Origin of the sequence: Nostoc sp. XA010, from assembly GCF_020829625.1 — a bacterium.
GTDB lineage: Bacteria > Cyanobacteriota > Cyanobacteriia > Cyanobacteriales > Nostocaceae > Nostoc.
The window spans coordinates 62,308-75,505 of record NZ_JAIVFX010000008.1; the positions used below are offsets into that span (position 1 = coordinate 62,308).

The 13,198-nt window shown below is 40.1% G+C and carries 12 protein-coding genes; 4 read left to right on the forward strand and 8 right to left on the reverse strand.

The features are described from left to right. Positions 1–980 precede the first annotated feature (980 nt). Positions 981–4,430 carry a PA14 domain-containing protein gene (locus LC608_RS14145; protein ID WP_229554155.1) on the forward strand — a complete coding sequence of 1,150 codons (3,450 nt, stop codon included), beginning with the start codon at positions 981–983 and terminating at the stop codon, positions 4,428–4,430. A gap of 65 nt (positions 4,431–4,495) precedes the next feature. On the opposite strand, the gene LC608_RS14150 is transcribed toward LC608_RS14145, so the two are convergent. The 3 genes from LC608_RS14150 to LC608_RS14160 all read right to left on the reverse strand — a co-directional run bounded on the left by LC608_RS14150 (position 4,496) and on the right by LC608_RS14160 (position 7,820). Continuing rightward, complete coding sequence (locus LC608_RS14150; RefSeq protein ID WP_229554156.1) at positions 4,496–6,046, reverse strand: mercuric reductase; 1,551 nt, start codon at positions 6,044–6,046, stop codon at positions 4,496–4,498. A gap of 273 nt (positions 6,047–6,319) precedes the next feature. Next, positions 6,320–7,093, reverse strand: a complete 774-nt coding sequence (locus LC608_RS14155; protein WP_229554157.1) for a TVP38/TMEM64 family protein — start codon at positions 7,091–7,093, stop codon at positions 6,320–6,322. Further along, positions 7,062–7,820, reverse strand: a complete 759-nt coding sequence (locus LC608_RS14160) for a TVP38/TMEM64 family protein (RefSeq protein WP_229554158.1) — start codon at positions 7,818–7,820, stop codon at positions 7,062–7,064. The genes LC608_RS14155 and LC608_RS14160 overlap by 32 nt, the downstream gene beginning before the upstream one ends. 18 nt (positions 7,821–7,838) lie before the next feature. Here LC608_RS14160 and LC608_RS14165 point away from each other — a divergent pair, with 18 nt between their 5' ends. Beyond that, on the forward strand, positions 7,839–8,237 hold the full coding sequence (locus LC608_RS14165; RefSeq protein ID WP_229554159.1) for a hypothetical protein: 399 nt from the start codon (positions 7,839–7,841) through the stop codon (positions 8,235–8,237). Here the strand turns inward: LC608_RS14165 and LC608_RS14170 are convergent. Next, on the reverse strand, positions 8,184–8,894 hold the full coding sequence (locus tag LC608_RS14170) for a TIGR04283 family arsenosugar biosynthesis glycosyltransferase (RefSeq protein ID WP_229554160.1): 711 nt from the start codon (positions 8,892–8,894) through the stop codon (positions 8,184–8,186). The genes LC608_RS14165 and LC608_RS14170 overlap by 54 nt on opposite strands. Before the next feature lie 49 nt (positions 8,895–8,943). Here LC608_RS14170 and LC608_RS14175 point away from each other — a divergent pair, with 49 nt between their 5' ends. Beyond that, a complete protein-coding gene (locus LC608_RS14175; RefSeq protein WP_229554161.1) occupies positions 8,944–9,522 on the forward strand; it encodes a Uma2 family endonuclease in 579 nt (192 codons plus the stop codon). Between the two features lie 64 nt (positions 9,523–9,586). Here LC608_RS14175 and LC608_RS14180 read toward each other — a convergent pair whose 3' ends face one another. Both LC608_RS14180 and LC608_RS14185 read right to left on the reverse strand, forming a co-directional pair. After that, the gene (locus LC608_RS14180) at positions 9,587–10,153 is read right to left on the reverse strand and encodes a DUF2808 domain-containing protein (protein ID WP_229554162.1); all 567 of its coding nucleotides are present in this window, start codon (positions 10,151–10,153) and stop codon (positions 9,587–9,589) included. Between the two features lie 23 nt (positions 10,154–10,176). Continuing rightward, positions 10,177–10,614, reverse strand: a complete 438-nt coding sequence (locus tag LC608_RS14185; RefSeq protein ID WP_229554163.1) for a DoxX family protein — start codon at positions 10,612–10,614, stop codon at positions 10,177–10,179. A 238-nt stretch (positions 10,615–10,852) separates the two neighbouring features. Here LC608_RS14185 and LC608_RS14190 point away from each other — a divergent pair, with 238 nt between their 5' ends. Beyond that, entirely contained in the window at positions 10,853–11,302 is a 450-nt protein-coding gene (locus tag LC608_RS14190) for a hypothetical protein (protein ID WP_229554164.1), read from the forward strand. A 96-nt stretch (positions 11,303–11,398) separates the two neighbouring features. Here the strand turns inward: LC608_RS14190 and LC608_RS14195 are convergent, their stop codons facing one another. Beyond that, positions 11,399–12,229, reverse strand: a complete 831-nt coding sequence (locus tag LC608_RS14195; RefSeq protein ID WP_229554165.1) for a hypothetical protein — start codon at positions 12,227–12,229, stop codon at positions 11,399–11,401. A 148-nt stretch (positions 12,230–12,377) separates the two neighbouring features. Then, a complete protein-coding gene (locus tag LC608_RS14200; RefSeq protein WP_229554166.1) occupies positions 12,378–12,920 on the reverse strand; it encodes a hypothetical protein in 543 nt (180 codons plus the stop codon). Positions 12,921–13,198 lie beyond the last annotated feature (278 nt).

Sequence of the window (13,198 nt, forward strand, 5' to 3'; positions counted from 1 at the left end):
GTTAAAACACATCTAATTTGCATATCAAAACTTTATCAATATCTTGTGGGTGGGCATCTTGCTTGCCCTAATTATGCAACTTGAATGCTGATTAGCTTATTCTCTGCTGGATCTCGTCATAAAAATATGAATTAACACTCAAGATGAAGTATAGATAAATAATACTTTTTCAAATCTTTAAATATTAAAAGCCTTCTTTATGCAAATTTTATGTAATTAATAACTATGTAAATACAAAGCAAAAACTTCATCCGGGAGATTAGTAATTTTTATTTAAATATGATCAAAACTTTTATATTCCTTTAAAAAGTATAAATCAATATGAATCTTTAAAGAAGGTTCCATAAAGAAGATAGACATAACCCCTAAACTATTGTCAAATGGTAAATTAATTGCTCCCATAAAAATACTTAAGTAATAATATGTAAGGATATTACGTTAGCTAATTAGATGTGTATCTGCCCAATTGGGGTTGCTTCACTTTAACTTCATGCACCTGCACGTCAGTGAGATTAGAAGCTCTAAAGAGAGGTGATTTATAATTTTTGATTAAATTCAGCAAACTTATATTTACATCAATCAAAACTCAGAAATCTGTCAAATTAAACAAAGATTTATAAGGGCTAATACACCCTTGAATTAATCTCTGGTATTTTTTGTCATACACATTTTTATATATATCTGCTTTTAAAGAATATAAAGCAATATATATAACTTCATACTGCTTTATTTTAAGGTTAATACAAATAAACAGTATAGATAAGCAAATTAAAACAATAGTAGACCCATAAAAATGTATCAGTGATTGAATGGAATAGTATCGACATTAAAAAACATAGTAATCAGTTACTTATTGCTTTTGTGTTAATAAATTAACGCCTAAAAAAGCTACATATTTTTTGAAAATATTCAATATAAAACTGATTATTGAACATTGATTATGGAATTACTTTTAGTACTATTGTGAGGCATATATCTCAATGACTGATTCACAAAATCAACTGTTGTCAACATCTTTAAGCCCAATAAGTCCTCAATCATCTCTACAAAGCATTGATCGGGTGTTATCTCAAGGGAATGGACTCAAAGCAGAGTACTACGACAACATCGACTTCACCAACTTGAAGCAAACTCGCACAGATTCGACAGTCAACTTTAACTGGGGTGAGGGATCTCCAGATCCATCCATCGGTGCAGATACCTTCTCAGCGCGTTGGACGGGTCAGGTAGAAGCCAAGTACAGCGAGACTTACAACTTTTACACCACTAGTGATGATGGTGTGCGACTGTGGGTTAATGGTCAGCAAATCATCAATAAGTTTGTCAATCAATCTGCCACAGAACACAGTGGCGCGATCGCACTGGTTGCAGGTCAGAAGTACGATATTAAACTTGAGTACTACGAAAATAAATACGATGCAGTTTCTCACCTGTCTTGGTCAAGTTCCTCTCAGACCAAAGAAATCATTCCTCAATCGCAACTGTATAGTAATTTCAGCACAGTTGGAGTTGGTAATGGCAACGGACTCAAAGCAGAGTACTACGACAACATCGACTTCACCAACTTGAAGCAAACTCGCACAGATTCGACAGTCAACTTTAACTGGGGTGCTGGTTCTCCAGATCCATCCATTGGTGCAGATACCTTCTCAGCGCGTTGGACGGGTGAGGTAGAAGCCAAGTACAGCGAGACTTACAACTTCTACACCACTAGTGATGATGGTGTGCGACTGTGGGTCAATGGTCAGCAAATCATCAATAAGTTTGTCAATCAATCTCCCACAGAACACAGTGGCGCGATCGCACTGGTTGCCGGGCAGAAGTACGATATTAAACTTGAGTACTACGAAAATAAATACGATGCAGTTTCTCAACTGTCTTGGTCAAGTTCCTCTCAGACCAAAGAAATCATTCCTCAATCGCAACTGTATAGTAATGTCACCACACCTGCTAATGGCAACGGACTCAAAGCAGAGTACTACGACAACGTTGACTTCACCAACTTGAAGCAAACTCGCACAGATCCGACAGTCAACTTTAACTGGGGTGCAGGGTCTCCAGATCCATCCATTGGTGCAGATACCTTCTCAGCGCGTTGGACGGGTCAGGTAGAAGCCAAGTACAGCGAGACTTACAACTTCTACACCACTAGTGATGATGGTGTGCGACTGTGGGTCAATGGTCAGCAAATCATCAATAAGTTTGTCAATCAATCTGCCACAGAACACAGTGGTGCGATCGCACTGGTTGCCGGGCAGAAGTACGATATTAAACTTGAGTACTACGAAAATAAATACGATGCAGTTTCTCAACTGTCTTGGTCAAGTTCCTCTCAGACCAAAGAAATTATTCCTCAGTCACAACTATATTCATCAAATATTCAGACCGTTATCACATTAGGATCATCTTCCACAACTGTCAACGAAGGTGCTGGTAGTGTTACCATAACGTTGTTGAGAACTGGTGATTTAAGCAGCACATCTTCAATCAAGTATGCAACCTTAGCTGGTACTGCCACAGCAGGATCTGACTACGGAAGTGAAGGCACCGAAAGCGCTGGAACACTTATTTTTGCACCAGGACAAGGCAGTAGACAGATATCCATTCCAATCAATGACGATTCCTTAACAGAAGCAGATGAAACCTTTAGTTTTGTCATCGATCAGACAGAGGGAGCAACATTAGGACTTCAAAGAACTCTGGGAATTACGATTCAAGATAACGATCGCTCCAGCCTGGATTTCACTCAGCCAGTAGTTAATGAGGGTGACGGTACTGCTACGGTGACAGTTACACGGGGTAATACTTCGGGAGCTGCTAGCCTAGACTACATAACCTTGGATGGGACTGCTAAAGCTGGATCTGACTACCAGGCTGTATCTGGAACCTTGGCCTTTGCAGCAGGACAAGCCAGCAAGACCATTTCTCTAGTCCTTAAGAATGACACCGTTGGGGAAGTAAATGAAACATTTACTTTGAAGTTCAGTAACGCAGTTGGAGTGCAGCTAAATACTCAACAGACAACTATTACTATTATTGATGATGACGCTGGTAACTTTGCTTTAGAGACTGTAGCTTCTGGTTTGAATCAACCTACAGCTTTTGATTGGACATCTGACGGTAAGAGCATGTTCATTGCCCAGAAAAATGGGGTAGTGCGAGTGTTGAACAACGGCACTTTATTATCAACACCATTTATCAATATCTCTGGACAGGTTAATGATACGCGCGATCGCGGTCTTTTAGGAATTGCCGTACATCCAGATTTTGGCAAAGCCACAAACCCCAAAAACTACGTTTACCTGTTGTATACCTACGATCCACCAGAAACCAATCCAAACAACTCTAAAAACAATCCCAATAGCACATTAGACAATCCCGATCAGAATGGGAATCGGACTGCACGGCTAATTAGGGTAGAAGCTGACCCCAAGACTAATTACACTACTGCTATTGCTGGCAGTGAAGTTGTGCTGCTAGGTACTAATGGCACTTGGGAGAATATTAGCCGCCCAGATGGAAATAGCACAAATGTCTCACTTGGCTACGCACCATCAGGAATTCTCAACAAAGATACTGGTAAGCCGTTTACCAGCTTACAGGATTATCTCAATAATCTCGATAAAGTCCAAAATGTCCAAAATTTTATAGCTAACGATAGTGAATCTCACTCAGTTGGTTCTGTGCATTTTGGCACTGATGGTTCTCTGTTTGTGAGCTTAGGAGATGGCACTTCTTACAATGGGATAGATCCGCGAGCAATTCGTGTTCAGGATGTCAATAATCTCTCCGGTAAGATCCTGCGGATTGATGCAATTACTGGTCAAGGCTTATCAAGTAATCCTTTCTACAACGGTGATCCTAATAGCAATAGTTCCAAAGTTTATAACTTAGGTTTGCGTAACCCCTTCCGTTTTACAATTGATAAAAACACCAATACCCCCGTAATTGGTGATGTTGGCTTCGATTCTTACGAAGAGGTCAATATCGGAAAACCAGGAGCTAACTTTGGCTGGCCATTCTATGAAGGTGGCCTTGATGCAAATGGCAATATCGTCAATCTGAAACAACCAAAGTATTCTAGCTTAGATGCAGCAATAGCCTTCTATAATAGTGGGAAACCTGTTACAGCACCAGCTTACACTTATAAGCATTTTAGTTCTAATTCCATTACTATGGGTGACTTTTACACAGGCAGTACTTTTCCCTCAGTCTATCAAGGCGCGTTATTCGTTGGTGATTCCAGTCAAGGAACTATTGATGCTTTGAAATTCGATAGTCAGGGCAAACTTGTCTCAATTAAGCGGTTTGCTTCTCAAGCAGACAGACCAAATTTAGGAGTCCCTGTACAAATCACCACTGGAAAGGATGGTAATCTCTACTACGCAAACTTGACCGGGGGTGAGATTGATCGCTTTCTACCTGTTTAGATAACAATTATCGAAACAGAATTCAGAATTTTGAATTCTGAATTCTGAATTCTGACTGATTTTGCTCAAGATAACTTTGTTAAAAATCCCAACAATTTTTTAGTATTTGATGTCAGGAGGGTTCGACGATAAGCATCAGCAGCTTTTTTAATCGCTTCGGCTTGAGTGGGGTAAGGATGAATTACACTGCTTAACTTACTCAAACCGATTTTATTCACCATTGCCGTAGTGACTTCTGAGATCATCTCACCCGCGTGACTGGCGACAATAGTTGCACCGATAATTTCATCAGACCCCTTTTTATGGTGGATTTTGAGAAATCCTGATTCTTCACCATCTGCGATCGCTCGGTCTACACTACTAAAAGGTATGTTAATTGTCGTCACCTCAATACCCAATTTCTGCGCCTCGTGTTCGTACAAGCCTACATGGGCAATTTCTGGGTCAGTATAAGTTACCCACGGCATTACCAGACTACTGAGTTTCGAGCGTCCTATGCCAAAGGGAGAAAACAGAGTATTTTTAATTACAATTCGCGCCGCAGCATCAGCAGCATGGGTAAACTTCCAGTTCATGCAGATATCGCCAGCTGCATAAATTTTGGGATTCGTCGTCTGGAGATAATCATTTACCTTCACACCTTGACGCTTGTCGTATTCCACCCCAACTGATTCTAAATTTAAACCTTCAACATTTGGCGATCGCCCCGCACCGACTAAAATTTCATCTACTGTCACCGAATCTCGATGACCATTGGAGGAAAAGTAAAGCCGTTTCCCCTCGGTAACAGTTACCACTTCTTCCAACTTAGAATTTAGAACCACGCGAATTCCTTCGCTAATCAAAACCTTTTGCAGAATTTCAGCAGCCTCAGCATCTTCTTTATTTAGAAGATGAGAACCGCTATGGAAAAGTATCACCTCAGAACCCAAACGCCGGAAAACTTGCGCCAATTCGCAACCAATGGGGCCGCCACCAATCACCGCTAAACGTTCCGGTCGTTGAATTAGGGAAAAAACCGTCTCATTAGTTAGATAACCCGCCTTTTCAATTCCCGGAATCGCCAATTGTGTGGCTCTTGCGCCAGTAGCAATTACAGCTTTTTTAAACCGGAGGGTTTTGTCGCCAACTTCCACGGTATTTTTAGTTGCAAATCGCCCACTACCCAAAAAGACATCGACACCCAAGTTTTGAAACCGTTCCGCCGAGTCATTAGGGCTGATACCAGCTCTTATCCGCCGCATCCTTGCCATGACTTTGGGAAAATCAACATCAATATTATGTTGGGGAATATTAACACCCAAGTTTTGAGCATTCCGAATTTCGCCAACAACGCGAGCAGACCGAATAATCGTTTTAGATGGTACGCAACCAACATTTAAGCAATCCCCACCCATGAGATGCTTTTCAATTATCGCCACTTTTAAACCCAAATCCAGACCCGCCGCACCCGCAGCCACTACTAATCCCGCCGTACCAGCCCCAATTACTACCAAGTCGTAAACATCGGCAGGTTGAGGATTAACCCAATTTGGTGGATGAGCGTAAGACACCAACTTTTGGTTATACTCATCCGTTGGGCGAACTGTAACTCTCTCTAAATCTGAATTGGTCATTAGCAAAACCTCTTTTAAGAATTGAAAATACTAAAGTCAACTACCTTTTGGGAGTATTCAAAGTTCAGAATTAAGAATACCAATGAATTTAGGCGGCTCAGTCTTTTATTTTTTATGCTTGTTTAATAAGGAATACAGCCTTTGAATTGTTTTGTGCGTTTGGGAATTGACAGATACAATTGAAGCTTTCCTGGATAAACATTTCAACAATTGATAATTTAGAGCAATTTGCAGTTAAATAGACCACAGTAAAAATGTACAATTTATGCGCCCTTATAATTCCTCTTCTAAAGCTTTGCGTGCAATCCGGGTGACATAAACTGTCACAGCGACTGTAGCAATCAAACCCAAAATCCGAATTGCCCATTGTAAAGTTGGGTTGGTAGGTTGAGCTTCAGTACCAATCATGGCAAGATTACCTGCAAGGGAACCAATATAAACGTACATAATGGTTCCGGGAATCATGCCTACAGAGCCGATGAAGTAATCTTTAAGTGAAACTCCTGTGATGCCAAAGGCATAGTTTAATAAATTGAAAGGAAATATTGGGGACAGTCGCGTTAACAGGACAATTTTTAATCCTTCTCTACCAACCGCTTGGTCAATGGCGGCAAATTTTTTGTTATCTGCGATTTTCCGAGCAACCCAGCCCCTTGCTAAATAACGTCCGACAAGGAAGGCAGCAGTAGCGCCAAGGGTTGCCCCGATAAATACGTAGAGAGAACCCCAAACTGCACCAAAAATCACACCAGCCCCCAAAGTGAGAATAGAACCTGGGAAAAAAGCGATGCTAGCGAGAATGTAAAGGGCAATAAAAGCTATGGCTCCCAGCGCACCCAGGCTATCAATCCATTGCAACGAATCCCGTAAAATGGCTTGGGGATTGAAAGAAATTGGATTTGTAGATTCTTGTGCCAAAGCTGGGTCTGTATTTAATGCTAAAGCACTCGCCAATATTAGTAATATTAATACAGTTAGCCTAAAAAACTTCTGTAAGTTTCTGGTATTAATACTTTTAAATATCTGAATTATTGTTAATTTTCTCATGAGTTATTATTTCTTCTATTGCCACACTTTGAGCTAATGCTTTTTGAGCAACTTTTGTGATATACACAGTCACGGCAACGGTAGCAATCAACCCAACTACTCGCATTACCCATTGCCAGACTTGAGTTTCTGGAGTAATTGGTTGATAAGACGTGTTAATCATGGCAAGATTCCCAGCTAAAGAACCAATATAAACGTACATCAAAGTACCGGGAATGATGCCGAAAGAACCTAATATATAGTCTTTGAGGGAAACCTGTGTTACTCCAAAAGCATAATTCAATAAATTGAAAGGAAAAACGGGACAGAGACGAGTCAACAAGACAATTTTCCATCCCTCTTTAGCAACTGCTAAATCAATCGCTTTAAATTTAGGATGTTTGTCCATTTGTCGGGAAACCCAATCCCGTGAAAGGTAGCGTCCAATGATAAAAGCCAAGGTTGCTCCGACTGTTGCAGCAATTAGCACATATATTGACCCCCAAAATACTCCAAACAGACAACCGCCTTTGAGTGTTAAGAGGGAACCGGGTATAAACAGTAATGTTGCCAAGTTGTAAATGACTATGTAAGCGATAGGCCCTAAAAGACCAAGACTCTCAACCCAAATGACTGAGGTTTGTAAAAGTCCCTGAAAGTTGAATTGTTTAGCGACAATTATGAGAGTGATAATTAGGCAACTTAAGAGTAGTAGTTTGAGTTTGGAATTTAACAAACGCTTCTTCATTTTTATAAGTTTCACCTTTTGAGGCTCGATGTTGACCTTCTGAGGCTCGACGTTGACCTTCTGAGGCTCGACGTTGACCTTCTGAGGCTCGACGTTGACCTTCTGAGGCTCGATGTTGACCTTCTGAGGCTCGATGTTGACCTTCTGAGGCTCGATGTTGACCTTCTGAGGCTCGATGTTGACCTTCTGAGGCTCAACTTTGACCTTCTGAGGCTCAATGTTGACCTTCTGAGGCTCAACTTTGACCTTCTGAGGCTCAATGTTGACCTTCTGAGGCTCGACGTTGACCTTCTGAGGCTCAATGTTGAAACTTACACCTCAAATCTAATGCCCCTAAGATATACTACCTATATTAGAAACAGCTTAAATTCTCTTAAATTTTTCTCGGCGATACCAGCGACAAATTCGCTCAGGTGAAACGCCGAGTAAATAAGCAATAATTACTATTTGATTAAGCAGCGTGGTTTTGAACACTCCCTTTTGTAACCATCTACGGGCTGAGGTAACAACTGGTGTGGGAATAATTACAATCCGTCCGATGCGTTTTAAACGACGGATGAGTTCAAAGTCTTCCATGATAGGCAATTCAGGAAAACCGCCAATTTGCTGAAATACTGCTTTTGTTAAAAAAATTGCTTGGTCGCCATAAGGCATTTGGTAAAAATGCGATCGCACATTTATTCCCCACTCCACCCATCGTAAACTCAAAAGTGATGCATCAATCTGCAACTTAAATGCACCAGCTACAGCCCCAGGCTGTTGTAGCGCTGTGCGAACCATGTCATCAAACCCAGTCGGTAAACAGGTATCTGCATGGAGAAACAGCAGAATCTCGCCCGTAGCAGCTACAGCACCCGTATTCATTTGCACAGCCCGACCGGGAGACGATGAGATAATTTTGACACCTAAAGACTGAGCGATCGCTACAGTATCATCTTGAGAGCCACCATCTACTATGATTACTTCTATATTTGTATTGGCTTGAGTAGTTGCAATTGCCTCTTTGATATTCTCTGCTTCATTAAGAGTCGGAATAATAATAGAAATTCTAACTGCGTCGATATTCTGACTCATAATTGCTTACAATTTAGCTAAAGTTGATGTCATCCTCAAGATAATCTCCATGACAGCTATCACCGTCAACTTGAACCCCATCATTCAACTCACCGACAACCAATTTTATCAACTCTGTCGGGAAAACCCAGAAGTCAAATTTGAACGGAATGCAGAGGGAAAACTACTAATAATGCCACCTACAGGCGGAGAAACAGGAAATCGTAATTTTGAAATTGCGGCAGATTTTGTGATTTGGAATCGCCAAACTAAACTAGGAGTTGGCTTCGATTCTTCCACCTGCTTTAAACTTCCCAATGGTGCAAACCGTTCTCCTGATGTAGCTTGGATAAGAAAAGAGAGATGGAATGCACTCACACCCGAAGAACAAGAAAAGTTTCCGCCGATCGCACCAGATTTTGTTTTAGAGTTAATGTCACCAAGCGATAGTTTGCGAGAAACGCAAGCGAAAATGCAGGAATATATCGATAACGGAGTTAAATTAGGCTGGTTAATTAATCCGAAAATGTGTCAGGTAGAAATCTATCGTATTGGTAAACCAATCGAAATACTAGCATCTCCACAACAATTATCAGGAGAAGATATCTTACCAGGATTTATTTTAAATTTACAAATAATCTGGGGATAAATATTTGCATTTGCGATGCCTGCGGCGGGCTGCGCCTACGCAACGCAACAAGTTGCTGTAATACTTATGGAAACCACCAGCTATTTGTATTGCTGTAAAACTGAAACCGTCCAAAGCCGAGAAATTGTCCGTGGGATTTCTCACCTACTGGGAAAGCTGTGACACCCAATAAGTAGACACCAGAAAAGCTGGGATTACTCACAGGGCGGAGGGCGATTGTAACTGTCTGTCCCGGAGTCACAGGTGGATCAAAGTTCACAGTAACAGTTCGTGTCTTGCGTTCTGCTGTGACTGAGCCTAGTGTTAGCCGAGATTCTTTGGCATCGCGAGTTCCGACAAATGCGCGGGTATCCTTAAGCTTGTAGTCGATGTTTTCTGCTCCCTCCTTCTGTGCGATCGTTACCTTCTGGAGCGATTCTCCAGCATTCTCCGGCACGTTAATAGTAAAATAATAAGTTCCGCCCCAAACATTCACATCTTTGTAAGTAGTTGTCGCTTTAACAAGTTTCGGCGGTTCGACAAAGTAGACTGTACCATCTCTAAGCTGAACCGCTTGAGTCACCGGAACAGCAACTCCTCCGATGCCTATTGCTAACGAGAGTGTTATCCCAAACAAAGTTGTAACGCGCATAATTCAGATATAAAAAAACGCACTTATTTCAATTTTAGTTCTTTGGGAATGAGCGACTTGGGAATAATAGAAGCTTGTTTTTCCCCATCATAAGATTTCGTGTACCACCAAGCCCAAGCAATTAAAACTGCTTGAAAGGGGAGTCTGAATACGTGTACCCAAGGTGAATTTGGTATATGTTCAATCTTAATAAGATTAGCCGCCATATAAATATTGGCAGGGTAAACAGCAATAAAAAGAGCAAGAAGTCCCCAAGCAGCAGCTTGACTTACAGGCGGGACTAATAAACCGATACCACCCAAAATTTCATAAAAACCACTCAGATAAACTAATCCTAAAGGGTAAGGTAGTTGCGGCGGCACAATTTTGACATATTCTCCTGGAACAAGAAAATGTGTCACTCCAACCACAATGATGCATATAGCAAGGATGACTCGTAATATTTCCTTATACTTGTTCATGGGTTTTGCCTGATTATATACTTGCCCCTATTACTTCATTTTGATTGACAGATGTTAATCTGCCTTGAGTCAATAGGGATAAAAATCGACAAAATTTTTCAAAATCCCACTTAATTAAGAGATTCATCTAATTGCCCATCACATCTTTGAGTATTACTTCCGTGCTTTTACTGAAGTTTTTTCTTGGCTAGTAGCTAACACTGGTACAGTATCAAAGGGAGTAAGAAAGCAACTACTTATGTTTTATCGTTTAGCCTTGATTTCTAGCTTTGTGCTGGTAAATTACTACTGTCTTACTACGTCTGCATTGGCAGAAGTAACTTTTAAAAATGTTCTTCCTGGTACTTTAGAGCCAACGGGGACAGAAATGAAAGTGCTGCAATCTTTAACCCCAGTAACTCTTATTGTCAACGTACCAGAAAATAGGAATGCTCAAATTACTATTTTGCCTCCTACCAGTGCATCTAGCCCTTCAGAAGATCCAAACGGTACAACACGGGTTGGGTTTTTAAAGTTTGGTTCTACTAACTTAAGAAGCGATAATAGTGACAACACTAAGAACATTGCAAATCTACCTACAGGCAATACGGTTTTAGAAGTAGGAATGCGTGTACAACGTCCCGTAGCTTTCTCCCCAGGAACTTACAATTACAGTCTTAATCTCAGTGTCACTATTACGCCGCCTTAACTTTTTTGAATCAATTAAATATACAATCAAAATAAATTAAAAATAAAAACCCGCCTCATTTATGAAGCCGGGTTTTACCCAATTTATTAATAGTTTTTATTTTTTTGGTACTGTCAAATTTACACTAAAGGGAATTTTATTTTTATTGTTCTCACCCCATCCCAACTCACCGGAAAGCTTATATTCTCCTGGGGATAACTTGAGCTTAGGCTGATTTTTATTTAAAGAATCAACTGACAAATAACGTTCACCTTCTGCAATCACAGTTGTATTATTTATTGCGCCTGTTTTAATTACCTGACTTCCTTGTTTGATTGTCCAATTACCACCAACAATTGCCGATGCTTTACCTTTATTTTGAACTAATAATTGAATCTGACCTTGAGGATTTAATCTGGCACTATTAGGAATGAGATTGGGTGAAATATCCCCTTTACGCACATACACAGCTACACCAATCCGAGGAATAATAGTCGTTTGGAATTTGACATTATTATTGGTCGCATCGGTTTGTGTTACTGTCGAAGTCTGTAAGTTCTCTGTAAAAATCATGGTGCGATATTCCCCATCTGGTAAGCTGGGGGGAAACCTCACAATAAATCTGATTCTACGTTTAGCTGTGCCAGGAACTTCTAATTCTCTAGGAGAAAATTGTATATACCGACTCAGGTCATTGGGGCTAGAAGTTAAAGTTTGAAAGCCATTTTCATGGTCATAGGTAAAAGGAGAAGTATAAACGCGGGCGCGGAATGTATTTCGTTCTTGGTTGTATACAGTGATATAACCTTGTGTTTGTCCACGTTTAGCCTGAGTTTCAATAACCATAGGAGAAATAGCAATGTCTGCTAGTGCAGTACTTCCCCAAAGTAAAGCGCTAGATAACAAAACGCTACTTAAATGCAGTGGAATTTTAAAAATTAATTTCATATTTATCAAGATTTCTGGCTAAAAACAACAAGTAAGTTGTTAGCTTTTGCTTGAGTTTAATCAAAATGAATTACTCAAAAGGTTTCAATATTATTTATTAATAATAAACCTGATTTATTGTCAAATTAGGTTTATTATTATTTTTAAGTTACAGATTAGTAGCAGTCAAGGTGACTGTATAAGAGTAAGTGCCAGCAGGAACAGGCACGCCACCAGTATTATCACCAGCAATCATACCTATTGTAAGAGCTACGTCAGTAGCAGCGGGGATATCTAAAGGAGCATTAGATTGACCCCACAAACCACTATCAAATGGATCACCTGAACTAGTACTGGTGTAATTAGTACCATCGGAGACAATTGATTGTTTTATGGGGGCGTTAAAACCAGCAGGTGCAGCAGTTTGAAGTGGTACTCCAGTGCTAAGTGAACTGGCCGAAGTACATTTAAGAGTCGCTGTACCGGGTTTACCTGTAGTGGAACCAATAATGCCAGCAGCACCTTCAACCCACGAATCTCCTGGGCTTCCTTGCGCTAAAACACCATCTTGTACATTAGAAAATGTACAAGTTGCCGGAACAGTACCGCTGAATAGTATGTCCTGCGTTTTTGTTTCTGCACTTGCTGTAGATGCAAAAGTTAGAGCACTCAAAAGACTTAAACCAGTGGCTAAAGCAATACGACGTATCATATTTGGTTATTCTTGTATTTTGGATTTTGTTAAATTGTTGGCAATTGTTGCTGTTATACAACCAAACATCTAAGAATTTTTAAATTGCTTAAACTTGAAGAGAAACAACTGGCAATAGCTAAATTTTAGTTAGCAGAATCGCTATCTATACAAATAATTTATCTTAATGGTAAATAAAAAAGTTGAGTATAATTACCAGAAAAAATATTAATTCAATTGATATCTTGTTAATTATACTGAGGTTTATATTTTGTAAGTAGGTTATATGTAATTATAAT